Raw genomic sequence first — 24,164 nt, 5'->3', positions numbered from 1 at the left:
CGGGGAAACAGTACTGGAGGGTGCGACGATGGATAAGGGTGCTATCCGAAAATTTGCAGTAAGTGCACGTAACAAGCTGTTGGAAGCCGTAGCGCAAAAGGCGTTTGAGCTGGGTGTCACGAAAGATGCGATTAAAGAAGCGGACATCTATCAGGACGGTTTCATGATAAACCAGAAGTACTATAAACAATATCAGATCAAACAGCGGGAAAAGTTGATTCAGGAAGTGAACCAAAAGGGCTATGATCAGGTAATCGAGGAAGTGGCCTATACGTGGTTCAACCGTTTCATCGCACTGCGGTTTATGGAAGTGAATGACTATCTGCCAACTGGGATACGTATTTTCTCCTCAATTGAGGCAGGTAAGAGAGACCCTGATGCTCTGACCGAAGTGCTTATGCTCGCTGACGATCTGGACCTTAATGAACAAAAAGTTTATGAACTGCAGGATGCCAATGATGATGAGGATTTATTCAAATACATATTGATCAAGCAGTGCAATAAGCTTGGCGAAATCATGCCAATGATGTTTGAGGAGATTGAGGATTATACCGAACTGCTTCTGCCGGAACATCTGCTCGTTGAAAATTCAGTTGTCCGCGATATGGTGATGATGATTGATGAAGCAGATTGGCAGCGGGAAGTCGAGATTATCGGCTGGCTCTACCAGTACTATATATCGGAAAAGAAGGATGCTGTATTTGCCGATCTGAAGAAAAACAAAAAGATAACGAAAGAAAATATACCGGCTGCAACGGAACTGTTTACGCCACGCTGGATTGTGCAATATATGGTCGACAACTCACTTGGCCGCCTGTGGCTTGAGTCCCATCCTGATAAGGGATTACAGGAAAAGCTTCCGTATTATCTGGAAAGCGCCGAGCAGCCTGAAAACGTTGTGGAGCAGCTGGAGGCATTGAAAGATCCGGGTTTGAAACCTGAGACAATCACGTTTTTTGACCCGTGCATGGGCTCCGGGCATATTCTGGTGTATGCGTTTGAAGTGTTTTACGAATTGTACAAATCACAAGGATACCGCGAGCAGGATATTCCGCATCTAATCATTGAGAATAACCTGTACGGACTGGATATTGACCCGCGGGCAGCGCAAATGGCGTATTTTGCTGTCATGATGAAGGCAAGGAGTTATAACTACCGCTTATTTGATAAACAAATTGTGATGAACTTGCGCTGGATCGAGGAAAGCAATCATTTAACCGAGCAGGATCTGGAGATTTTTGTCGGGGATACAGAGTTGAGAAATGACGTACAAGCTTTGATGGATACGTTCATGGACGCCAAACTGTATGGTTCGATTATCGAGATTCCTGGGATTGACCTGGAAGCTCTGAAGGAACGAGCGGATGTCTTAAAAGAAAGTGAACGGAATGACATGTTTGAGTTGGACTTTAAAGAACATGCACTGCCGATGATTGAAAGTTTGATTGAGCAAGGGGAAATCCTGTCAGAGGAATATGATGTTGTGGTGACGAATCCGCCGTATATGGGGCGTGGAGGTATGGAGAAAGAGTTACTAAACTATGCCAGCGAAAATTTTCCTTTAACCAAAAATGATCTAAGTACTATCTTTATGGAAAAATGTTCAGTTTACACGAAAGATAGTGGATATTATACACTTATAAATATACCCACTTGGATGAATTTGTCTTCTTATGAAGAATATCGAAAAAGAATAATTTCTAACGAAACGCTAATAAATATGGTTCATTTGGGCCGTGGAATTTTTGGTTCTGATTTCGGTACAGTTAGCTTCGTGTTTAAAAAAAGATTAATTAAAAATTTTATAGGAGTTTATTTAAAGTTGTTTGAGAAGAAAAGTCATGTTGAAAGTAATAAGGTCAAACAAGCTTTATTTCATAAAAGGCATAATGTCTATTATAATAAACAGGATCATTTTTTTGCTATCCAGGGATGTCCGATTGCCTACAGTGCTACGGATTCTATTATTAAAATATATAAAAATGAAAATAAACTTGGAGAAATAGCAAAGCCACGACAAGGACTAGCAACTGGTAGTAATAATAGATTTGTAAGATATTGGTACGAAGTTAATTGTTTAAAAATAGGCTTTAATTACCAGGACAGAAAATTAACAGAGAAGTCATCGGAAAAATGGTTTCCATATAACAAAGGTGGTAACTACAGGAAATATTATGGTAACAATTACTATATTGTCAATTGGATTAACGATGGAGAGGAAATTAGGAATTTCAAGAATATAAATGGAAAATTAAAATCACGACCTCAAAATATGAATTATTATTTTAAAGAAGCAGTATCTTGGTCAAAAGTAACAATTGGAGGGTTTTCAACTAGATTTATTCCAAATGGCTTTATCTTTGATGTTGCAGGGTGTTCAATCTTTGCTGATAAAGAGGATTTAATATATATATTGGGCTTTACCAACAGTAAAATTGCAACGAGAATTCTAGACTTTTTGAGCCCAACTGTTAATTATGAAGTAGGACATATCAGTAGGTTACCAATAAAAAAGAGCAGTAAGAATTATGTCAATGATATAGTAATGAAAAATATTCTACTATCCAAATCCGACTGGGACTCTTTTGAAACATCCTGGGATTTCAAAACGCACCCATTCATCGAGTTCCAACAAAACGCAGCAAAGCTATCAGACGCTTATAAAAACTGGGAACAGGAAGCTGAACATCGCTTCCAAACCCTTAAAGCCAACGAAGAAGAGCTGAACCGAATTTTTATCGACTTGTATGGGTTGCAGGAAGAACTTAACCCTGAGGTGGAAGAGGATGAAGTAACTGTCAGCCGTGCTGATTTGGAGCGGGATGTGAAATCGTTCATCTCGTATACGGTCGGCCTGATGCTTGGGCGTTATTCGCTCGATGAAGAAGGTCTGGCGTTTGCAGGTGGTGAATTTGATTCAAGCAAATATCAGTCATTTCAGCCTGATCCGGATAACGTCATCCCGATTGCGGACGACGTTTATTTTGAAGATGATATTGTCGGCAGGTTTATCACCATTTTGAAGACAGTTTTCGGCGAGGAGTCACTTGAGGAAAACCTGGATTTCATTGCCGATGCTTTAACGCGTAAAACGAATGAAACATCCCACGAGCGTATCCGCCGTTATTTCCTGAAAGAGTTTTACACAGACCATGTCAAAACTTATCAAAAGCGGCCGATTTACTGGCTGTTTGACAGCGGAAAGGAAAATGGATTCAAAGCGTTAGTTTATCTGCACCGTTATGAGCCAGGGCTGGTTTCACGAGTGAGAACACAGTATTTGCATCCCCAGCAGCGCAAATATGAAGAAGAGATTGGCCGGATGGACATGTTGCTGGAATCTGACGTGCCGCAACAGGAGAAAACAAAAGCAAAAAAAGCGAAAGAAAAACTGCAGAAACAACTGCTGGAGTGTCAGCACTATGATCAGGTGATTGCTCACGTTGCCAATCAGCAAGTTGATCTTGACCTGGATGATGGCGTCAAAGTCAATTATACTAAATTCCAAAATGTGGAGGTTCCGCAAGGTGAAGGTAAGAGCCCGTTTAAGGCAAATGTGCTGGCAAAAATTTAAAATTGACTGCAGACTTAATGGTAAACAAAAAGAGCTAACGCCTAACCGAACTTAGTCGGTTGCCATTACCCCTTTTTGTTATTTAACAGTATAGTGTATATTATATGCAAATTCAATATGTTTCTGAATCAAGAACCTGTTAAAGTCAGTGCTAGTAAAATAAAAGGTTCTTGAAGGGAGGGGAGTAAATGAACCTGAACGAAGTACACCGTGTCTTGAATGACTATTTCCAGAAAGAACTGACTAACGGGAAACAGCGTCATGTCGTGTTCTGGTACGATGAGGAAGACGACTTTAAAGAGGAAATCGAAAGCATTGATTTGCCTGGTGTTCGGGTATGGCAAGTGACGCCGAATAATTTATTCGCTACTAAATACGAACTGGAAAAGAATGATCCGGCATCCCACTTTCTGCTTTATGCCAATATGCCCAGACCTAATCCGCATGACGACTGGCTGCTGGATATTTATAAGACAGGTTTTGAGTTTGCGACTGATAAAATCACCGTCATCATGCGGGAACTGGGGGTAACAGACGATTCACTGCGGGAAACGCTCAAACGGTATAAAGCTTTCTTCAACAATAAGAACCGTTTGCTGGTGTTCCGGAAATACCCGGTTGATATGTACACCCAGGAGACAATCGATTTAACCGTTCTGGCTGCTTTGACAAAGAGCAGAACAAACACAATGGACGACATTATCAGAACGCTTATGCGGAAGTGGCATGAAGGTGATGAGAGTGTGTGGGAGGCCATCCGTAAATATGGCGACACTGATAGATTCTGGGAATTAGCAGAGAAATATTATGGCTATACATTAAGGGAAAAATCGCTGCAATCGCTGCTCATATTTTTTATCCTGACATATGCCACACAATATCAAATGAATAGCAATATACCGGAGTCATGGCAAGCTTATATCAGCCCAAGACCGGCGAACACAATCGTCTTTATGGATCAATGGATGAATCATGTTGATGATCGGCCTGTCTTCAATTCGCTCGTTGATCAGATGGAAGATGTCTTGAATGTCCGTCATTATGCTAAAGAGTGGGATATCACGGACATTGTGCAAATGGATGGATTCCGCCTTTTTGATGAGAGCATCATTGATTATTTGGCCACGCAGCTGATCAATCAGGTGACAGACTTTGATACATATGATGACATGATTGCCGCAAGACGGATCCGTCATTGGTATCCGGAATATAAATATGAGTATGAAGCCCTTCATCACGCCATTAAATTGTTACGTCTTATTCATGAACGGGAGCCTTTGATTCCGGAACAATCAGTTTTTGACATGTTTCATGCTTATGCCGGTGACTACTATCAGGCCGATACGGCATACAGAAAGTTTTATACCGCTTATGATCGGATTGAACATAAAGAGCGCTTGCACCAAGTACGGGATATGATCGAAAATGTTTATGCAAACAGGTTTATGGACGAGCTGGCTGTGAAATGGGCGGGAAGTCTTGAGAAGTCTGATAATAAAGAATGGGCTGTCTCAGGACTTCCCCAGCAACACGATTTTTACCGGGATTGGGTCAAACCCCACCGAGAACGTGATGAACGCGTCTTTGTCATCGTTTCGGATGCGTTGCGGTATGAAGTGGCCTGCGAATTGTCCGAGCGTTTGAATAATGAACGGAAAGCTTCGGCGAACATTTCAGCTATCCAAGGTGTTTTGCCGTCTTATACAGCAGTCGGAATGGCGGCTCTCTTGCCCCATCGGATCATCTCTTTTGCGAGGGATGGAGCGGTTACGGCGGATGGCCTCAATACTAAAGGGACGCCGCATCGCGATGATATATTGAAACAGAATGTTCCGGCGTCTGTGGCAGTTCAATTTGATGAAGTCATCGGTTTGAACAGACAAGCTTTCCGGGAAACATTCCAGGGCAAGAAAGTGATTTATATCTATCACAACACGATTGATGCCCAGGGGGATAATGCAACAACCGAGAAGGAAGTGTTTGAAGCGGCAGAAGATGCCATCAAGGATATTCGCTCGCTCGTAAACCGTTTGGTTGTGGATCTCACGGCAGCTAATATATTAATCACAGCAGATCATGGGTTTCTTTATCAACGGGATGCACTTGAAAGGAGCCAAAAAACGCCGCAAAGCATTGATGAATCGATACTGGCCAAGCGCAGATTTCTGATCACTGAAACGCCGACGGAAATGGAAGGAACGCTCTCATTTCCATTAGATTATCTTTTTGATGAGGAAATTGGCTGGTTTGTGACGGTTCCTCAAGGGGTAAACCGGTTTGCTATTCCCGGCCCCGGCGCTAACTTTGTACATGGAGGTGCGATGCCGCAGGAAGTCGTTTTGCCTGTTATTGAGTTTAAAAACGACCGAAGCAGGTCGTCAAGGAACCAGGCGTCGAAAGTTGACGTCAGATTGACCACGCCGGCAAGGAAAGTCACAAGTCCGGTTATGTATTTAGCTTTTCTGCAAATGGTTCGAGTTGAAGAGAAACAACTGCCGAGGCGGTTGAAACTCTATTTCGCCGATATAGCCGGTGAGCGCGTAACCAATGAAAATATCATCATCGCCGACAGTACTGCCGTCCAGCCCAGTGAACGGACGTTTCGGGAAAAATTTGTATTTAAAGATATGGCTTATAACAGGCGTGAAACGTATTATCTGGTGCTGGAAGATGAACAGACAGAAGAGGTTTATGAACGGTATCCGTTTACTGTAGATATTGCGTTCATGGATGGATGAGTTGATTAGGTTGTTAGAAAAACTCGGCATTCGCCTCGTCTTATAGTGAATGCCGAAGCGTTTCTTATAAGGTCATCCATCATTTATACTTTCTGACGTTATAACAAAAGAGGCAAATGTCCCGGTACAAGTACTGGGCATTTGCCTCTTTTTAATGAAATGCTAATCTCGTGCTGTTGTCCTCTTGATTGAGATTTGCGGAAAACATGACCTGGAAGGATAAGAACCTTTGAGAGAAAGAATTTAAATGAAGTAATGAAGGAATAATAAGGATTTAATGTAAAGGATAAGCTGATTCCAGGAAAAATAAATTTATCATGAAATGACGGAAAATAGAAATTTATTGAGGGAGAGGGAGAAAAACGGCTGTCTCTTTAAACATGATAATAGTTCTTAAATGCTTGAATAATGCGTCTAAAATCGTAATTACTTAATTGACCTTTTGGTTTTATATCAACATCCTCAAAGTAATCGTATCGATCAATTTGTACATAGGAAGTATGTGGTAAATTTGCTTTTGGGCTTCTTTTAATTTCAATTCGATGGGGGTGCCTTTCGGTTGGTTTCGATTTGGTTACTTTTAGACCTAAAGCTGCTCCATAATCTGTCCTAACGACAATAATAAGGACAGGGCGTTTTTTAAAGCCCTGCCTCTCCTGGTAGGGGAACTCCAATTCATATAATCCGCCTTGGATCATTCATCATCATCTTCAATCCAATATCGATAATTAGGATGTGTCGAATCTATATTAACACGTCCGGATTTATCAACAGGAAGTGTCTCTTTCACAGGTAACTTATTAGGATCGATTGAAGAGGCGATAAGACCGATTCGGGTTTTCTTCACGGACGTTTTTGCATTATCAATAGGGAGTTGCTTGTGAGTTATTGTCACTTTTTTATCCTCCTTATTGCACACACCAAACACCGCCTATATCGAAAGGTGTTAACAGTATATGCATCATATCGATAAAACATAAGGGCTAGTTTACTTCTATCGTAAAGGAGAGGGGTCAAACTGTCAATTTTAATGCGCCTGAAACTTTCTGAAATACGTTGCCATGATTGAAGATAGAACAGCTGGAACAATGTCCCCAGATTGCCGGATGACGAATTGAAATAATTTTTTTGTCCATGAAGCATGACATTGAAGCTGTAGCGCAAAAAAAGGCAACGAACGTCCTATATTGCCAGACAAACCACAGCCGCACTCATGCATCAACATAACGACCGAAACCCGATATGGCTGTAAAAATAAAACATTACGGATAGAATGTGATAATATTTAACATTTTAACTTGACATTTGTGTGAAAAACTAACATAATAATGTTGTAAAATAACAATATAAACGGTGATAACGATGCATCCAACAAAACGTCGAGATATCATTTTGAAAGCGGTACAAGAAGAAGGAAAAGTAGAAATAAATGAAATGTCGGATGAATTAAAGGTCTCAGCGATGACCATACGGAGAGATCTTGTGCAGCTTGAGGAGGATGGCAAGCTGATTCGTACGCATGGAGGGGCTGTCTTACCTAAACCTCTTATAACGGAAACGCCATTTTCTACAAAACAAAGTAGACAAACTGAACAAAAAAAGTTGATTGCCAAGAAAACACTGCCTTTGATAAAAGCTGGACATACCATCATTTTAGATTCTGGAACAACCACCCTGGAATTGGCGAGATTGCTCGTAACACGTGATGATATTACTGTCATCACTAATGACATCAAAATTGCTGCTGAATTAAGTGACAGCCAGTTGAAAGTTTTTGTCACGGGGGGCGAATTGCAAAATAATATCGGTGCCCTATACGGACCACAAACACATCAGTTTCTAAAAAATATTCATGTCGACATGTTTTTTCTCGGTGCACATGCTCTAGATTTGAAAGCTGGGATAACGTCCCCTACTTTTGAGAAATCATTGATGAAACAGCTGATGATCGAGGCAGCAGAGGCAACCTGGCTTGTTGCTGATTCAAGTAAGTTTGAACAAAAAGCCTTCTCGAAAGTCTGTGATTTTGACCATTTGTCCGGTTTTATAACAGATGAGAACGTTTCAGATGAAGTAAAAGAACAGCTATTCCATTATATAAACATCATATAATAAAGCAGGTGAAATCACGATGAAGATAGGAGTTATTGCTGACGATTTAACCGGAGCAAATGCAACAGGAGTGCGACTAAGCAAACAAGGATTCTCCTCAGCAACCGTTGTGTACCGTGATAAAATTCCCGTTTCTCAGCAATTAGATGCAGTATGTATCGATACCGATACCCGATATGCGAACCAGGAAACAATCATGAAACGAATGAAAAAGGCAATGCAAAGTTTTCGGGAGTGGGATGCAAAAGTTGTTTGTAAACGAATCGACAGTACTATCCGTGGAAATATCGGACTTGAAATCGATACAATGCTTGATGAAATTGAAGAAAATAGCATGGCTGTCGTCGTTGCTTCTTTTCCTGATTCAGGACGTATTTCCTCTGGAGGTTATCTACTGGTAGATGGTGTACCTGTTCAGGAGACCGGTGTTGCAAAAGATCCGGTAATGCCGATAAAAGAATCTTTTATTCCCGGGATTATTCAGAATCAAAGTAAACAAACTGTGGGACATATTGGGTTGGATAAAGTGCTTGCCGGGCACAGCTTTCTAAAGAAAGCATTGAATGAGCAAATCGAAAAAAATAACAAAATTGTTGTGGTAGATGCCGTAACAGATGAGGAGATTGATACAATTGCTGAAACAATTGCCGGGATTCAGTCAGTAAAAATAATTCCAGTTGATCCTGGTCCATTAACGGCCGCTTATTCCAGAGCTTTTCTGCATCAATTTGTTGAGTCAAATAAGACTATTGTCACCGTAGGAAGTGTTACAACTTTAACAGGTCGGCAGCTTAGATATCTTATCGATAAGACCGAATCAAATCCAGTTTATGTTTCTGCTGAAAGACTTGCAACGTTGTCGACATCATGGGAGGAAGAAGTGCAACGAGCCATTGCAGAAGCTTTGGAACGAATGCATACAAATGATGTATTAATCATCACGACATATGAGGAAAATTCAAGAATAGTAGACTTTAAATGGAAAGCGGAACTGGAAAATACGTCACAAGATACCTTGGCTAAACGAATAACTGATGGGCTTGCGAAAATCACGAGATTGGTAATGGAAAAAACGGAATATCCAATACAGGGATGTTTTACCAGTGGCGGTGATGTGACAGCATCATTATGTGCTGTATGCATGGCATCAGGTATAAAACTTGAGGACGAGGTATTGCCGCTGGCTGCGTATGGGAAAATGATCGGAGGGCACTTTCCCGGCCACCCTATTGTAACTAAGGGTGGTTTGGTCGGCGACAAAAAGGCAATTTATTCAAGTGTCAAACACTTAAAATCAACATACACCAAAAGGAGCGCTAAGCTATGACAAACGAGAAAGCAATTATTGCAATTCCAATGGGAGATCCAGCTGGTATCGGTCCGGAAATTACTGCAAAATCCTTGGCTAACGACGAAATATTCAATATGTGTAAACCAATTGTCGTTGGCGATAAAGAGGTTTTCCATAAGGCCATTCAAATTGTTGAAAAAGATCTGACAGTCAATGTGATCCAGTCACCTGAAGAAGGTAAGTTCGAATTTGGCACTGTTGACTTAATTAATTTAGACAATATTAATATGGATGAATTACGTTATGGCGAGGTACAGGAACAATGCGGAAAGGCAGCTTTTGATTATGTTAAAACATCTGTGGATCTTGCAAAGAATGGGTTAGTAAAAGCATTAGCAACTACACCGATTAATAAAGAATCACTAAAAGCCGCAAACGTTCCATATATTGGACATACAGAAATGCTGGAAGAAATGACAAATATCCAGGACCCGCTAACGATGTTCGAAGTCAGAGATATGCGAATCTTTTTCCTAACACGCCACCTTTCATTAAAGGATGCAATTGCTCAAATGACAAAAGAGAGAGTTCATGACTATTTACTCCGTTGTGACAAAGCATTACAGCGTCTTGGAATCGAAAACCGAAAAATGGCGGTTGCGGGGTTAAATCCGCATAGCGGCGAAGGTGGATTGTTTGGACGCGAAGAAGTTGATGAAATTACTCCTGGTATAGAAGCAGCTAAAAAAGACGGTGTTAACGTTGTTGGACCAGTACCCGCGGATTCCGTCTTTCATCAAGCGTTAAATGGTAAATATGATGCCGTATTGTCACTTTATCATGATCAAGGTCATATTGCGGCGAAAATGACTGATTTTCATAGAACCATATCTATTACAAACAGTCTTCCATTCTTAAGAACTTCAGTCGATCATGGTACAGCATTTGATATTGCGGGACAAAATATTGCTTCAAGTGTCAGTATGGAGGAATGCATCAAATTAGCTGCACAATATGCGCCTCAATTCACACAGGAAACATTGGATTAAATGATTATACTGGGGAATTAATGTCCCCAGTATAATATTCACATAAATGTAAGCCATTTCAAATTATGAGGGGGAAAAACCATGGATGTTTCCGGTTCACAAATGATTTTAGGATTAGTGATTGGAGTTATATTATTAATTTTACTTGTATTAAAAACCAAGATTCACGCATTTATTGCGTTGATTATTGCCGCTTCCGTTACAGGTATTATTGGTGGAATGAACCCTTCCGAAGTTGTAAATGAAATAACAAATGGATTTGGAAGCACACTTGGTTCCATTGGTATTGTAATCGGTTTCGGGGTTATGATGGGAAGGTTGCTGGAGGTATCCGGTGCAGCTGAAAAACTTGCCTATACTTTAATTAGAAAGTTGGGTCAAAAGAAAGAGGAATGGGCGATGGCTGTAGCTGGTTACATCGTTTCTATACCGATTTTTGTAGACTCGGCATTTGTCATTTTAAATCCATTGGTAAAAGCTCTTTCCAGGAAAACAGGTAAATCGGTTGTTGCCTTGGGAGTTGCTCTTGGTATTGGTCTTGCTGCTACTCACCATGCCGTTCCACCTACTCCGGGACCATTAGGTGTAGCAGGTATTTTCGGGGCTGATATCGGATTGATGATTTTAACCGGACTTATCTTCTCTATACCGATTATTATTGCTGGTGTATGGTATGCCAGATGGATCGGTAATAAAATCTATCAACTTCCTGAAGAGGAAGGTGATGAATTCGTAAGACCTGATAAGCGACAGGTTTACCAGAAATTTTTGGCAGACTCTGAGGAACGGGAAAAGAGTTTGCCTTCTCTGACAGCATCGATCATGCCAATACTGGTGCCAATTATTCTTATTTTCCTTAATACAACGATAGGTGCTCTCAGCGAATCTGGAGCAGTTGCTGTAAATGACACTCTGCTATCTTATATTAAATTCTTTGGTAATCCTATTATTGCAGTTGGAATTGGATTAATTGCGGCCATTTATACACTTACAAGCAATATCGGTCGTATTGAAACACTGGATCGTATGGAAGAAGGAATTAAAACAGCTGGAATTATTCTACTTGTAACCGGTGCTGGTGGAGCGTTGGGTAACGTTCTCCGAGCAAGCGGGGCAGGCGATTATATCGCAGAACAGATTGCCGAATGGCCATTACCGGCGATTCTCGTACCATTTTTTATAGCAACCATTGTTCGGCTTATTCAAGGTAGTGGTACTGTTGCGATGATAACAGCTGCTTCCATTTCAGCGCCAATCGTCAGTGGTTTGGATGTAAGTCTTGTATTAGCTGCACAAGCCTCTGCATTAGGTGCAATGGTATTCTCTTATTTTAACGATAGTTTATTCTGGGTAGTCAATCGGATGTTGGGAATCAAGAATGTAAAAGAGCAAATTATGGTCTGGTCTGTACCAACAACGATTGGCTGGGGAGTAGCATTAATCATGCTGCTGATTGCCGATTCGATTGTAAGGATGTTTTAAAAAGCCGTTTTTTGGAACATGGTTTATTTCATCTTTTTTTATAATGAAGACCAATGTGTTATTTTCCTTTAACTTGGGAATATATAAAAAGAATCATCGTTCTCCGGGACGCTTCTCCTTCTCAAAGAAGGAAGCTCCCGGTTTAAGGTTAAGGTGCTTTAAACGCCCGCTTACAATATTTGATGCGGGCGTTTAAAGCCAGTTAAGCATGGGATGATTTTCACACATATAAAAGGAGTGTTGTGTCATGAGTGAACGCATATTTATAAGCCCTGCCAAATATGTTCAGGGAAAAAACGTCATTCAAAATATTGGAGGATATATAAAAGATCTTGGTGAACAAACCGTTGTCATAGCGGATGAAACGGTTTGGGAGATTGCCGGTAATGATGTTGTTAAGCAAGTTAAACAAGAAAATATAAAAGCCGAGGAAGTAGTTTTTAATGGTGAAGCTTCCAAACAAGAAATTGATCGGATTACAGAGATCGCAAACAAAGCGAATGCGACTATTGTTATCGGCGTTGGTGGTGGTAAAACGCTCGATACTGCTAAAGCTGTATCAGATGAGTTGAATGGCTATGCCGTCATTGTACCAACAACCGCTTCAACTGATGCACCAACAAGTGCGCTGTCCGTCGTTTATTCCGATGACGGGGTCTTTGAAGGGTATCGATTCTACAATAAAAATCCGAACCTCGTCGTCATTGATACAAAAATTGTTGCAGGTGCACCACCGCGCTTTCTGGCGTCAGGGATTGCCGATGCTCTGGCAACATGGGTTGAAGCCCGGAGCGTTATCCAGGCAGGGGGCGACACGATGGCAGGTGGCAGCACAACGATTGCTGGACAAGCGATTGCCGAAAAATGTGAAGAAACGCTTTTCAAATATGCCCATCTGGCTTATGAATCCGTCCAAGCCAAATCCGTAACACCGGCACTTGAATCGGTTGTGGAAGCCAACACCCTTCTCAGCGGTTTAGGCTTTGAAAGCGGTGGTCTCGGAGCAGCACACGCCATCCACAATGGCTTCACAGCGTTACATGGCGATATCCATAATATGACACATGGTGAAAAAGTCGCGTTCGGCACACTTGTTCAGCTCGCACTCGAACAACATGATGAGAAAGAGATTGAGCGTTATATTGCACTGTATACAAGCCTTGGTCTGCCGGTAACACTCGAGGATATCAAGCTGAAAGACGCCTCGCGAGACGACATCATGAAGGTAGCCGAGGCAGCAACCACTGAAGGCGAAACGATTCATCAGGCCTTCAATATCACAGCAGACGATGTCGCCGATGCCATTTATGCAGCCGATCGATATGCAAAAGCTTATAAGGAAAAAAATAAATAACAAGAATTTGGGTCAAAATCAGTGACTTATCATAAGCGTGGTTCTTCCAATATCATGGGTGGAAGGATCACGCTTATTGTGTGAAACACAAAATGATTCTAAATAACTATTGGAATTTTATGATAAATTTGGTATATTTAAAAAAGTAGTAGTGGTAATTCATATGACATCAAATGACCGTTTTCATTGAGTCACCGCTATAATGGTTATTATTTATCGTTAATCTAATAGGTTCGCATGTTACTGATAAGATTAGGCATGGTGAAAGTATAAAGGGCTTTTGGCTAAGTTCCTTTTGATTTTGCCATGTTTTTTTATTTTGAAATGGGTTGATAGTGTAAAACTTTGACTATACATCAACAAATTTATGTCGTAGGAGGAGCAATATGGAAAAGAATTGTACAGCTTATTTGAAGAAGGTGCTGATGGTCTTTCTTCTTTTCGTATTATTCGTTCCGCTTCTAAATGGTACGAAACAAGTCATAGCTGAATCAGCACCAAGCATTAACACTGAGATGAACGGACAGCCGGGGGATCAAGTTATTACAAGTGTCCAAACTATGAAAACACTTGTGAAACGTTTTAAAGAAGAAGGCAACATTACAAATGATAAAGCCGCCCGCAAAATGCAGATGCATTTGGCCGCAATTGAGCAATTTAACGAAGACGGAAACAACAATAAGGCAGTAAAACACCTAAAGGGTTTCAAGAATCTTATAGCTTATCAAAAAGATAATGGTTCAATTTCCGAGAAGGCATACAATGTACTTAAATCGGATGCTGAGTATTTGATACAAGAGATGAATAAGGGTGACGATGCAATTGTTGCGGGTTATTGGACGGGCGACGAAAAGCTCGAGAACTTTCCTGCGAAGAAGCTGACACATATTAATTATGCTTTTGCATATGTCAACAAAGAGGGTAAGAGTGAACTTTATCCGGGTGCAGAAAAAGATATAAAAGAACTAAACACGTATAAAGAAAACCATCCACATATAAAATCATTAATTTCCATTGGTGGCTGGGGAAAAAATTCAAAATATTTCTCAGATGTGGCAGCAACCTCTAAATCGAGAGAAACATTTGCCCGATCGACTATCAATAAATTTATTAAAAAGAATCAATTTGATGGAATTGATTTAGATTGGGAATTCCCGGTAAAAGGCGGGATAGATGAACTGCACTATAGTCCGGAAGACAAACGGAATCTAACTTTATTAGTTAAGGAATTTCGCGATCAGCTTGACCAATTGGAAAAGAAAAAGAATCGCGACTATCTTCTAACGGCAGCGACACCGGCGGGGCGCTATCAAAATGGTGGTCCTTATGATCCCGCTGATAGTTATGAATTCGAGGAATTGTCCAAGTATCTTGATTGGATCTATGTTATGACGTATGATTTGGCCAATGGGTTCAGCCCGGTCACGAATTTTAATACGCCAATGCAGCCTGTTGATGCTGATCCGACACCGAACAACATCAAGAAGTGGAATAATGTAAGCGGCGCAATTAAGTATTATCAACAGAAAGGCGTTCCACGTAACAAAATTGTACTTGGCACAGCTTTTTATGGAAGAAGTTTTGAAGTTTCAAATTCAGCCAATCATGGATTGTATCAAGAATATAAATCAACGGGACCTTCTCCAAGCTGGGAAGATATTAAAAAAGATTACCTGACCGATCTCGATTGGAAAAAATATTGGCATTCAACAGCCGAAGTACCTTGGTTATTTAATTCAAGAACAAACATGTTTTTAACTTACGACAATCCAGAGTCTATAAGTAAAAAAGGACATTATATTAATGAGCATAATCTCAGGGGTGGCATGATTTGGACAATTGGTCATGATGACAAAGAACACAATCTGCTAAAATCGTTAGCAAACCCTGTGTTAGAGGATAATCGTTAACTGAAATAGCCATCTTACTTTAACTCCGGGCATGTGAACTAATACAAGGCCCGGAGTTTTGTAACTACATTAATAATTTTGTTTGGCTTTTTGATCCCGGAATAGCGAAACGAAACAGAGGCATACAAGCATTAGGGAGGTTTAATATTGCTGTCAGGATTACATCATATAGAACTTTACGTATCAGACTTGAAAAAATCATCCAAATTCTGGGGCTGGTTTCTTGAAGAATTAGGTTACAGTAAGTATCAGGAATGGGATAGTGGTCAGAGTTGGAAAATTGATGACACATATATCGTTCTTGTCCAGGCAGAAGAAAGGTTTCAGGATGTTTCATACCATCGTTGCAGAGTCGGTATTAATCATATGGCATTTCATGCACATTCCCGAACGCATGTGAACGAGGTGACCAGTAGATTAAAAAGCATGGAAGTTCAAATTCTGTACGAAGATCTGCATCCCTTTGCCGGCGGAGACAATCATTATGCAGTTTACTTCGAAGACCCGGACAGAATTAAAGTTGAGTTGGTAGCTCCAGAGGAAGAAACAGATAAGAATGATGGAAATTATTAAAACAACTAGAGAACAGCTCGAAATTGCATCTGAAGGTTCAGGTTTAACCAACATACAAGGGAGAGGTTCAAATGGAGCACAATCATCCGAAACATATTATTGCAGTGTCCGGATAGATAACGAATGACAAGGGAGAAGTATTGGTGGTGAAGACATATGCGCGCTCGGACACATGGGAGTCTCCGGGTGGTCAGGTTGAAGAAGACGAGGCTTTGGATATAGCCATGTGCCGTGAAGTACAGGAAGAGACGGAGATAGCCGTAGAACCATTAGGCATTACAGGGGTATATTATATAACGCGTCCAAAAATTTTCTACCGGTGGTTTTTCAGGCCAAATGGATAGACGGATCACTTGACATACAACCGGAAGAAATAAAGGACGCGACGTTTGCCAGGCTGACCGAGTCAACAATCGATTACTTCATCACCCGGCCGCATTTCAAATCCCGAACACTTGATGCCATGAAGGCCAGTGCCTTTATCCCGTATGAAACATGGAATACGGCTACCTATCATTTGCTCGGCAGGTTAGAAGCAAGGAAGTTAACTGAAAACCAAACAAAAAACGGCCCGGTCCTTTTCTTTCTTTCCATACTCAGAGAATATTCGATAATTTATACTCTCGTTCATGTACATCCTCATAAAAAACTGGATTATCCGGATTTAACGGATCCTCGTTCCGCTAAAAGCATAAAAATTGCCCTGTTTAGTATTGAAATGAATCCTCATTCCGCTAATCGTATAAAAACAGGGGGAAACCAGAGCAAAAAAGACAAATAGCGGAATGAGGAACCGCTAACGGTGTTAAAAGGCTTGAATCGAAGCAAATAACGGAATGAGGATCCGCCAAATCGACATCGGCTTAGCATAAAGGCAATGCAAGGCTCCCATATTCCACCTTAATCAACGCAGCGAGCAATACTGTGGCGGAACCGCAATTTTAAAAAAGCCATTACTGCAAAAGGTTTGCGCTAATCAAAGAATGGTACCATAATGGACATGGCGCGTAAGAATGACAGTCCTCATTTCAATTCTTTCGCTTCCTCATCATACAATGCAGTGCGTTTAATATTAACGCCGACGAATGACTCAAGGATTGCTTGACCGCCGGCAATGGCCAGGATAAAGATGATATATTGGGCGATAGTTGGAATCCATAGGTATATCAGACCAAGAAAAATCGCGCTCCAGATTCCTGCACACCAGTAGCAGGTCAGAAGATAACCGATGTTGGATTTGGGCACTGTCTTCGTTTCACTTTGGGAGATTTTCTTTTTTGTTAAAAAGGGTTTGCGGATAAATTCGGTTATTTTATCAAACACGATTACGTGTGTCAGCCGGTAGCTGGCAAGTATCAGCATGATGAACATCATCCAGGTTAATTCCAGTTCCATAAAACAAATCCTTCCGCGTTTTTTCCTTAGTCTTACCTTATAAGAGAATCTTAAACCGGAAATGGGACATGGGAGTCTGACACCATGTCCCGCTGCACGTGGCACTATCCATGTATGATATAGGCATCGTTAATGCCTGCATCACGGACCCGCTTCAATTGTGCTTCGGCATTTTCCTTTTTAGAAAAAGCACCTGCCTGAACGCGATACCATTGTTCACCGGAAATGGTGACGGCATCGGCAAAAGCTTCAATCCCCTTTGACTGCAGATAATTCACTCGATCCTTTGAGTTTTTCTTGGATTGAAACGAACCGGCAATGATCACATACAATTGTTTGGGGTCCTCTTGTTTCTTCAGATTAAATGCTTGTGCCAGCCCGTTGACATGACCCTGTGCCACAGTCTGCCGCCATGAAGCATCCTTTATTAAAGCGGCATCCTGTGCGTTATCAATAAACCCATTTTCCGTTAAGAGCGCTGACATTGTGGTTTCTCTGAGGACGTGGAAGTTCGCCTTTTTCTGCCCCCGATTCTGCAGCTGGTTCACCTTTATAATTTCCGGGTGAATGGTGTCCTGATAGGCAGCTGTTGTCGAGGAATCGGATAGACTGCTGTGGATAAAGTCCTCATACCCGCGGGCGGATCCGTTAAACGAATTGCAGTGAATCGACAAATAATAGTCCGCTCCCCAGTTGTTCGCCTCGGTTGTCCGCGCACTCAGACTTTTTGTGCGGTCATACGTCCGGCTCATGCGTACATGAACATTTTTATAGTCTTGGTTTAAAATGTTGCGGATGCGGCGAGCAATATCAAGGTTGACAGTTTTTTCATCCATGCCATTCCCCTGTGCACCTGGGTCTGATCCACCATGCCCTGGATCCAAATATAGTTTCATCATCATACCCCTTTCATTTAATAGGATGTAATATATCGTATTGACAGGAAGTGGATCGCTTGTGGTCATATTCGACAGATTTATGCAAAATGAGAAAGGTGACAGAGAACAACTAACAGCTTTCTTTCCATAGGAGGGCATGGTGAAGGTGTCAGAAGTTTTTTACGTTTGACGCCTCTTTTTAACTGATCTCATTCGATTATAGGTGTGACCCCTTCCTATAACTATAATCGAACACTTTTGGTAAAAAGGGGCATATGGAGGGGGATCATTTGGCCGCCTCCGTTACTTGAAGGTGAAGGGTTGCTCCTAGGCTAGACGGGCCGAGGCATTGCCTGTTTAGTGAGTCATTGGAAAGGGAAAATCGTTTATATTTATAGGATAATGTCATTGGAGGAGGGCCCCATGAATACGTCTTTTATCAAATTAACCGAACCCACCTCAAGCGTGGCAGACGCGTTTAATCGGTGGGAAAACGACGCCACGTTGATTCCAAAGACACGTCCCAACAAAAACAAGTCAGCGTTGGAACACCGTAGCATCGTTACCCTTGATCATTTAATGCAACGACTGGAAAATCATCATATCTACCTGATATATCTGGATGAACAGTTGATTGGTGAGATGAACTATATGGTCGATCCGGGCCATCTCTACAAAAAAGAGCCAGGGACCGCCTGGATAAGTATTACGATTGGGGAGCCTGAAGGCCGGGGCAAGGGCATTGGTTATGCAGCCATCCAATATTTAGAGGGACAGATCAAGGCGCAAGGTTTTCAACGTATTGAATTGGGTGTGTTTGCATTTAATACACAGGCGCAGAAGCTGTATCAGAGGCTTGGTTACAAGGAAGTGGGCCGTATCGAAAATTTTACCTATTGGCAGGATAGATGGTGGTCTGATATCCGCATGGAGAAGAATCTGAACATGGTATTTTAAACGGTGGATTTGGGGCAGGAAGTATCTTTTGTTACTTCCTGTTTATATACTCTTACGTATTTTTTAAGGTGAACTGGCTGCGAAAGCATTCGGCAGCCCTCGTTAAATGACGGTTTTTCATGGAGACAACCGCTGGCTCAACGTACAATTCAAAGCCTTCAATTTCGGTTGTTATGATATCGTGGTGATACGCTTCTTGTATTTCGGAACGGGGGATGATTGAAATGCCAACACCTGAAGCGACTAAAGCGAGTAATGTTTCAATATCCTTGCATTCCATAATGACGTTCGGAGACAGATTATGTTTCTGAAAATAATGGATGATGTCTTCAAATACAGAATATCCCTCCATCGGGGCCAGCATGAGGAAAGGATAATTAATAAGCTGCTCTAAGTGAATGGCCCCTTTTGTGAAATCTGCTTCCCATAATTTCGGTGCAGCCAGGACAAACGGCTCTTCTTCCAATCTAACAAACCTGTATTCCTGCAATTGGCCGGGAAGAAGCATTAATGCGACCTCGATTGTGCCGTCTTGTAATAACGCCTCCAGGTAAGATGAATCGCCTTTCCAAATTTCTATATAGACATTGGGGTGTGAGTCTCTGTAGGTTTGGATGATGCTTGGCAAATAAGAGATACATGTGGCTGATACACCGATGGATAAATGGCCGCGGATTCCCTGGTTAATCTCCTGGATTTCTTTCTTTATATCAGATGATTTTTGCAGCATGAAAGCCGCATGTTGATAGAGTGTGTTACCTGCTTCAGTTAGCGACCACTTCTTGGCATCACGATTAATCAGCACTGCTTCCAATTCTTCTTCTAAATGTTTCAATTGCTGGCTCAGCGGCGGCTGTGCCATGTACAACATTTTTGCGGCGCTGGAAATACTTCCTGCATCTACAATGGTTTTAAAATACTTCAACTGCTTCATATCCACTTAAAAACCCATCCTATACATTTATTATATACCATTATTATAATATATATATTTTCCATATACAAAAAACCCGGCTAAAATAGTCTGAGGAAGTTGATAGGACGATGTCGTTATCAACAAAAGATTATGAAGAATAGGAAGTGTAACGATGCATGCATCACCATCACAGTCAACATTATGGAATAAAAACTTTTTAATGGTCATCATTGCCAATTTGTTTGTCTATCAGGGATTCCAAATGCTGATTCCAACGCTGCCGGTATATATTAAAGATATCGGAGGAAGTGACCTTCAGGCTGGTCTTGTCGTCAGTCTTTTTGCCTTATCCGGGTTGGTCTTTCGTTCCATTACAGGAAAAGCGACGGATACCATTGGACGAAAACCGATGCTTGTTCTCGGATTTATTGTGCTCATTTTGTTTAATCTGTCTTTTTTCGCATTTTCAATGGTGGGAATCTTAGTGATCCTGCGACTGTTTCAGGGAGCGGGCTGGGGCATGACCTCAACAGCCATTGCAACGATTATGTCAGATAATGTGCCTGACGAAAGGCGCGGTGAAGGGACCGGATACTATGCTTTATCGGTGATTATCGCTACGTCAGTCGCTCCTATTATTGGTATTGCCATTTTGAATCATTATCCATTCAAAATTATCCTTATGGTAACGACCGTTTTTATGCTGATAGGTTTCTTGTTAACGCAGGGAATAGCGATACCAAAGTTGGAAAAGCAAGCAAAACCAAGGCAAAAGCAAACGAGAGAAGAGTCCATTTGGAGCGATTTGTTTGAGAAACGAGCTATTCTGCCTTCTGTACTATGTTTGTTGCTCGCATTTCCTTTTGGCGGGCTGATGAGCTTTATTGCGTTATTCGGCAATGAAATTGGCATCGAAAATATTTGGGTATATTTTATTGGCCATTGTCTCATGATTCTGATCAGCCGGCCGTTTATGGGGAAATTGTTTGATCATAAAGGCCACATCTCGGTGGTGCTGCCGGGCGCAGTAGCGATGTTGGCCGGGTTACTGATTTTATCCTATACGACAACCATTCCTGTCTTAATAGTGGCGTCATTATTCTATGGATTTGGTTTTGGAGCTGTTCAGCCTTCTCTGCAAGCCTGGGCTATCAATCGTTCAGCTTCAGATCGTAAAGGGGTAGCTAACGGTACATTTTTATCGGCGATGGATTTAGGTGTTGCTTTAGGTTCCCTGTTACTGAGTTCGGTCGCTGCATTGACAAGCTATGCTGCCATGTATCGTCTTTCTGCGTTGTGCATGGTGCTATTCATTGCTATCTATGGCATATATTTGCTGAACAATCGAAAGACGCATAGCCGGCTGGAAAATCAAAAGCACGTTACGATTCAATAAACACTAAAAAGGGTGGAGCTCATATGTTATGTTCAAAAATATTAGTGGCTTATGATGGATCAGACTTATCTGAAAGGTCATTGGAAAAAGCTATTGAAATCGCGCAGATGAATGCCGCGATTGAAATGGATATTTTGTATACGGTAGATATTCCGCGCACACCGTATATCGTCGAGGACGCTTTTAATAGTATGCAGGCGTCGATGCATCAGCATGGCGACGACATCCTTGCTGAAGCAAAAGCGAAGTTATCGTCTATTGAGAATACGTTCCGCTTTTTTAAAACAGAAGGCCAAGCCTCCCAGGTCATTTTGGAACACGCCGAACAGCACGGCTGCGATCTTATCGTGATGGGGAGTCGAGGGCTTAGCGGGGTGAAAGAACTTCTCGGAAGTGTCAGCCATCATGTGGTGCAATATTCATCTATCCCCGTCTTTATCGTGAAGTAGCATGTTAGAGTCAGTAGGCCGAATAGCCGGCTGTCCTTTTTTGTTTAGAAAAGGGGTAATTGTATGTTAACGCTCGGGGTTCGGGTTGATATTTCGGGTTTCGCGCCCAAGTTTCGGTTCAACGGGAACATGTTCTGGTTTACGCGCCCATATTCAGATTCTCATAAAAAGGCTGCCCATTTTGATCAGCCTTTTTGTTTATTCTGCGCTAATTTTTCCCGGTCTTCCATGCCTGGTGGTTGTTCCAGCCAATTGTGCTTAATCATGATATGAGCTCCGCTTTCGGACAGGCGTGAGACGTCTAATGACTGCCGTTCATAATTGAGCATAAAATCACCCCGCTTGCCGGCAGCTGCCATTGTCTTCCCGGTTATTGTTGCTGTTAAAATGGGAATTATATGAATACGAATATAAAATGAGAGATTTTTGATTACCATTTTGTTAAAATGACTTATAGTGCGTGTTCAAAAAGGAGGATAAAAAGGACCAAGAAGTTCGAGACGGCGCAGTTTCGAGCAGCGGAATGTATGCCTTTAGATACATGAGCGGCGGAGAAACAAGCCAACGAAGAAATCCGAAGTGTCATGTTTAACGGACTTTTTGAACAACCTCTTATAAGGATTCATAATTATCAAAAAGGAAGTGGGTAAATTGATGGTTGGCGGACCGCTTCTCGTATCAATTCTGCCGGGGATAGTGGTGTTGCTGCTTATTTGGTGGCTTAGAAAATGGAACCTTCCCTTATTAGCACGAATGACACCAGGTATTTTAGCCATCATTGCGGCCGTTGTGTTGTTTTATATCGGTTTCGTCAACATCAGGGGATTCGAAGGGGGAGCATACGGCATCCTTGCTTTCTTTTTGATGTGCTTTGCAATTGTGTCTTTGATTATGGCAAAGCAACCAGTTTCGGACAAGTGAAAGAATAATACCAACGTTGCAACGAAAAGCAGGGGTGTTGATTAGTGGCTTTATGTCACTTGCTGTCTATATAGTAGCGTGGAATTCATTGGCCTAGAATATCCGGTTGTATAATTGTTAACGTAAGTCAGGAAGCTAGTGAGTAAAAAGGATGCTGTCATCGTGATCGGTCTTCTTATTGCTATTACCATTTTTAATCTTTTTGCTTTTATAACCAATCAAAGGCTAACTCAAAGTCAAATTGTTCATATATGGATGTTTACGATAGCGTTTCAGGTGCTTACAGATCTTATGATCGATGATAAGTATCATGGCTACTGGTACTTTGATGAGGCGACAGGGTGGAATGATTTGCTCACTTTAACCGTCTTGATTCCGCCTGTCAATATGATATTTCTGAACTGGTACCCCTTCCGATACGCTTTTTCGAAACAATGTGTCTATCTGGTTGTTTGGGTCATCGCCATCACGTTATATGAACTGGTGACGCTGCTGCCTGAACCATGGGGTTATTTTCATCATGGATGGTGGCGTATTTGGTATTCACTGGCCGTTAATCCCTTTTTACTCGCTATCGTCGTCTTGTATTATCAATGGATATATAAAATCGAAAAAACCACTATCGGATAAGTTGCATCAACGATTTCATTGTATATCAAAGTGACTGAAGGGAGAATGTGCTATGGAAAATTTAAGTGAAAATGCGCAGGTAGTGCAGGAAAAGCTCATTGACCTGGGATATACGAATAAGGTGGAAGAATTGCCCGACAGCACCCGTACTGCACAGGAGGCGGCCGATGCGATAGGCTGTGAAGTGGCACAGATCGCCAAGTCAATTGTGTTTCGACTGGCGAATTCGGATAAGCCGTTGCTGGTCATAGCAAGCGGTGAGAACCGGATTAATGAAAAACAAATCGAAAAGTACTTGGATGATGATAAGCTGGGAAAGGCCAATGCGGATTTTGTCCGTAAGCATACCGGCTATGTAATTGGTGGAGTTCCGCCAGTAGGACATACCGAACCCATCATGACGTTTATCGATGAGGCTTTGTTCCGTTTCAAAGATATATGGGCTGCTGCCGGTCACCCGAAAGCAGTCGTCCGGTTGACCCCTGATGCGTTAGTGGACATGACAAACGGACAGGTTGTCGACGTTACATAATGCTTGC

21 protein-coding genes and 1 pseudogene are annotated in these 24,164 nt (G+C 41.6%); 16 read left to right on the top strand and 6 right to left on the bottom strand.

Annotation, left to right across the window (positions count from 1 at the left end):
* The first annotated feature begins 28 nt into the window (after window positions 1-28).
* On the top strand, window positions 29-3,574 hold the full coding sequence (pglX, locus tag IEW67_RS06435) for a BREX-1 system adenine-specific DNA-methyltransferase PglX (RefSeq protein WP_188632235.1): 3,546 nt from the start codon (window positions 29-31) through the stop codon (window positions 3,572-3,574).
* Between the two features lie 188 nt (window positions 3,575-3,762).
* Window positions 3,763-6,312, top strand: a complete 2,550-nt coding sequence (gene pglZ / locus IEW67_RS06430; protein WP_188632234.1) for a BREX-1 system phosphatase PglZ type A — start codon at window positions 3,763-3,765, stop codon at window positions 6,310-6,312.
* A gap of 374 nt (window positions 6,313-6,686) precedes the next feature.
* Here pglZ and IEW67_RS06425 read toward each other — a convergent pair whose 3' ends face one another.
* Both IEW67_RS06425 and IEW67_RS06420 read right to left on the bottom strand, forming a co-directional pair.
* Window positions 6,687-7,010, bottom strand: coding sequence for a type II toxin-antitoxin system PemK/MazF family toxin (locus IEW67_RS06425; RefSeq protein WP_188632233.1), 324 nt, complete (start codon window positions 7,008-7,010; stop codon window positions 6,687-6,689).
* Window positions 7,007-7,207 carry a hypothetical protein gene (locus IEW67_RS06420; RefSeq protein ID WP_188632232.1) on the bottom strand — a complete coding sequence of 67 codons (201 nt, stop codon included), beginning with the start codon at window positions 7,205-7,207 and terminating at the stop codon, window positions 7,007-7,009. The genes IEW67_RS06425 and IEW67_RS06420 overlap by 4 nt, the downstream gene beginning before the upstream one ends.
* 467 nt (window positions 7,208-7,674) lie before the next feature.
* Between IEW67_RS06420 and IEW67_RS06415 the strand changes: the two genes are divergently transcribed.
* The 8 genes and pseudogenes from IEW67_RS06415 to IEW67_RS18110 form a co-directional block, all read left to right on the top strand.
* Window positions 7,675-8,424 (top strand): DeoR/GlpR family DNA-binding transcription regulator, encoded by a 750-nt coding sequence (locus IEW67_RS06415; protein WP_188632231.1) that lies wholly within the window; start codon window positions 7,675-7,677, stop codon window positions 8,422-8,424.
* A 19-nt stretch (window positions 8,425-8,443) separates the two neighbouring features.
* Window positions 8,444-9,751 (top strand): four-carbon acid sugar kinase family protein, encoded by a 1,308-nt coding sequence (locus IEW67_RS06410; protein ID WP_188632230.1) that lies wholly within the window; start codon window positions 8,444-8,446, stop codon window positions 9,749-9,751.
* Window positions 9,748-10,764: a 4-hydroxythreonine-4-phosphate dehydrogenase PdxA gene (gene pdxA / locus IEW67_RS06405; RefSeq protein WP_188632229.1), complete on the top strand. Its 1,017-nt coding sequence runs from the start codon at window positions 9,748-9,750 to the stop codon at window positions 10,762-10,764. The genes IEW67_RS06410 and pdxA overlap by 4 nt, the downstream gene beginning before the upstream one ends.
* 81 nt (window positions 10,765-10,845) lie before the next feature.
* Window positions 10,846-12,246, top strand: coding sequence for a GntP family permease (locus IEW67_RS06400; RefSeq protein ID WP_188632228.1), 1,401 nt, complete (start codon window positions 10,846-10,848; stop codon window positions 12,244-12,246).
* A 247-nt stretch (window positions 12,247-12,493) separates the two neighbouring features.
* Window positions 12,494-13,600 (top strand): glycerol dehydrogenase, encoded by a 1,107-nt coding sequence (locus IEW67_RS06395; protein ID WP_188632227.1) that lies wholly within the window; start codon window positions 12,494-12,496, stop codon window positions 13,598-13,600.
* 386 nt (window positions 13,601-13,986) lie between these two features.
* On the top strand, window positions 13,987-15,510 hold the full coding sequence (locus tag IEW67_RS06390) for a glycoside hydrolase family 18 protein (RefSeq protein WP_188632226.1): 1,524 nt from the start codon (window positions 13,987-13,989) through the stop codon (window positions 15,508-15,510).
* Window positions 15,511-15,657: 147 nt separating this feature from the next.
* Complete coding sequence (locus IEW67_RS06385) at window positions 15,658-16,083, top strand: VOC family protein (RefSeq protein WP_188632225.1); 426 nt, start codon at window positions 15,658-15,660, stop codon at window positions 16,081-16,083.
* A gap of 116 nt (window positions 16,084-16,199) precedes the next feature.
* A pseudogene (locus IEW67_RS18110) lies at window positions 16,200-16,615 on the top strand (NUDIX domain-containing protein); the annotation flags it as partial.
* 491 nt (window positions 16,616-17,106) lie between these two features.
* On the opposite strand, the gene IEW67_RS06375 reads toward IEW67_RS18110, so the two are convergent.
* Together IEW67_RS06375 and IEW67_RS06370 are read right to left on the bottom strand one after the other, a co-directional pair.
* On the bottom strand, window positions 17,107-17,478 hold the full coding sequence (locus tag IEW67_RS06375) for a DUF1360 domain-containing protein (protein ID WP_188632224.1): 372 nt from the start codon (window positions 17,476-17,478) through the stop codon (window positions 17,107-17,109).
* A gap of 104 nt (window positions 17,479-17,582) precedes the next feature.
* Complete coding sequence (locus IEW67_RS06370) at window positions 17,583-18,377, bottom strand: N-acetylmuramoyl-L-alanine amidase (RefSeq protein ID WP_229671689.1); 795 nt, start codon at window positions 18,375-18,377, stop codon at window positions 17,583-17,585.
* 402 nt (window positions 18,378-18,779) lie between these two features.
* Between IEW67_RS06370 and IEW67_RS06365 the strand changes: the two genes are divergently transcribed.
* Complete coding sequence (locus tag IEW67_RS06365; protein WP_188632223.1) at window positions 18,780-19,313, top strand: GNAT family N-acetyltransferase; 534 nt, start codon at window positions 18,780-18,782, stop codon at window positions 19,311-19,313.
* 52 nt (window positions 19,314-19,365) lie between these two features.
* On the opposite strand, the gene IEW67_RS06360 is transcribed toward IEW67_RS06365, so the two are convergent.
* Window positions 19,366-20,247, bottom strand: coding sequence for a LysR family transcriptional regulator (locus IEW67_RS06360; protein ID WP_229671688.1), 882 nt, complete (start codon window positions 20,245-20,247; stop codon window positions 19,366-19,368).
* Between the two features lie 154 nt (window positions 20,248-20,401).
* Here IEW67_RS06360 and IEW67_RS06355 point away from each other — a divergent pair, with 154 nt between their 5' ends.
* Window positions 20,402-21,625, top strand: coding sequence for an MFS transporter (locus IEW67_RS06355; protein ID WP_188632221.1), 1,224 nt, complete (start codon window positions 20,402-20,404; stop codon window positions 21,623-21,625).
* A 23-nt stretch (window positions 21,626-21,648) separates the two neighbouring features.
* Window positions 21,649-22,074: a universal stress protein gene (locus IEW67_RS06350; protein WP_188632220.1), complete on the top strand. Its 426-nt coding sequence runs from the start codon at window positions 21,649-21,651 to the stop codon at window positions 22,072-22,074.
* 185 nt (window positions 22,075-22,259) lie between these two features.
* Here IEW67_RS06350 and IEW67_RS06345 read toward each other — a convergent pair whose 3' ends face one another.
* On the bottom strand, window positions 22,260-22,511 hold the full coding sequence (locus tag IEW67_RS06345; RefSeq protein ID WP_188632219.1) for a DUF3231 family protein: 252 nt from the start codon (window positions 22,509-22,511) through the stop codon (window positions 22,260-22,262).
* Between the two features lie 217 nt (window positions 22,512-22,728).
* On the opposite strand from IEW67_RS06345, the gene IEW67_RS06340 reads away from it, so the two are divergent.
* From IEW67_RS06340 to IEW67_RS06330, 3 genes are all read left to right on the top strand, one after another.
* Window positions 22,729-22,995: a YesK family protein gene (locus IEW67_RS06340; protein WP_308430715.1), complete on the top strand. Its 267-nt coding sequence runs from the start codon at window positions 22,729-22,731 to the stop codon at window positions 22,993-22,995.
* Between the two features lie 138 nt (window positions 22,996-23,133).
* Window positions 23,134-23,625 carry a hypothetical protein gene (locus IEW67_RS06335; RefSeq protein ID WP_308430714.1) on the top strand — a complete coding sequence of 164 codons (492 nt, stop codon included), beginning with the start codon at window positions 23,134-23,136 and terminating at the stop codon, window positions 23,623-23,625.
* Window positions 23,626-23,677: 52 nt separating this feature from the next.
* Window positions 23,678-24,157, top strand: a complete 480-nt coding sequence (locus IEW67_RS06330; protein WP_188632217.1) for a YbaK/EbsC family protein — start codon at window positions 23,678-23,680, stop codon at window positions 24,155-24,157.
* The last annotated feature ends 7 nt before the right edge of the window (window positions 24,158-24,164 follow it).

This window comes from Lentibacillus kapialis, assembly GCF_014646635.1.
GTDB classification, from domain to species: Bacteria; Bacillota; Bacilli; order Bacillales; family Amphibacillaceae; genus Lentibacillus; species Lentibacillus kapialis.
The sequence above is the reverse complement of the archived record's forward strand: the minus strand, read 5'-3'. Positions and strand labels throughout refer to the sequence as shown.

Excerpts from the sequence above, each read along its gene's own strand:
- pglX (WP_188632235.1), top strand. The coding sequence starts at position 29 with ATGGATAAGGGTGCTATCCGAAAATTTGCAGTAAGTGCACGTAACAAG.
- pglZ (WP_188632234.1), top strand. The coding sequence starts at position 3,763 with ATGAACCTGAACGAAGTACACCGTGTCTTGAATGACTATTTCCAGAAA.
- IEW67_RS06425 (WP_188632233.1), bottom strand. The coding sequence starts at position 7,010 with ATGATCCAAGGCGGATTATATGAATTGGAGTTCCCCTACCAGGAGAGG.
- IEW67_RS06415 (WP_188632231.1), top strand. The coding sequence starts at position 7,675 with ATGCATCCAACAAAACGTCGAGATATCATTTTGAAAGCGGTACAAGAA.
- IEW67_RS06410 (WP_188632230.1), top strand. The coding sequence starts at position 8,444 with ATGAAGATAGGAGTTATTGCTGACGATTTAACCGGAGCAAATGCAACA.
- pdxA (WP_188632229.1), top strand. The coding sequence starts at position 9,748 with ATGACAAACGAGAAAGCAATTATTGCAATTCCAATGGGAGATCCAGCT.
- IEW67_RS06400 (WP_188632228.1), top strand. The coding sequence starts at position 10,846 with ATGGATGTTTCCGGTTCACAAATGATTTTAGGATTAGTGATTGGAGTT.
- IEW67_RS06395 (WP_188632227.1), top strand. The coding sequence starts at position 12,494 with ATGAGTGAACGCATATTTATAAGCCCTGCCAAATATGTTCAGGGAAAA.
- IEW67_RS06390 (WP_188632226.1), top strand. The coding sequence starts at position 13,987 with ATGGAAAAGAATTGTACAGCTTATTTGAAGAAGGTGCTGATGGTCTTT.
- IEW67_RS06375 (WP_188632224.1), bottom strand. The coding sequence starts at position 17,478 with ATGGAACTGGAATTAACCTGGATGATGTTCATCATGCTGATACTTGCC.
- IEW67_RS06370 (WP_229671689.1), bottom strand. The coding sequence starts at position 18,377 with ATGATGAAACTATATTTGGATCCAGGGCATGGTGGATCAGACCCAGGT.
- IEW67_RS06365 (WP_188632223.1), top strand. The coding sequence starts at position 18,780 with ATGAATACGTCTTTTATCAAATTAACCGAACCCACCTCAAGCGTGGCA.
- IEW67_RS06360 (WP_229671688.1), bottom strand. The coding sequence starts at position 20,247 with ATGAAGCAGTTGAAGTATTTTAAAACCATTGTAGATGCAGGAAGTATT.
- IEW67_RS06355 (WP_188632221.1), top strand. The coding sequence starts at position 20,402 with ATGCATGCATCACCATCACAGTCAACATTATGGAATAAAAACTTTTTA.
- IEW67_RS06350 (WP_188632220.1), top strand. The coding sequence starts at position 21,649 with ATGTTATGTTCAAAAATATTAGTGGCTTATGATGGATCAGACTTATCT.
- IEW67_RS06345 (WP_188632219.1), bottom strand. The coding sequence starts at position 22,511 with ATGGTAATCAAAAATCTCTCATTTTATATTCGTATTCATATAATTCCC.
- IEW67_RS06340 (WP_308430715.1), top strand. The coding sequence starts at position 22,729 with ATGGTTGGCGGACCGCTTCTCGTATCAATTCTGCCGGGGATAGTGGTG.
- IEW67_RS06330 (WP_188632217.1), top strand. The coding sequence starts at position 23,678 with ATGGAAAATTTAAGTGAAAATGCGCAGGTAGTGCAGGAAAAGCTCATT.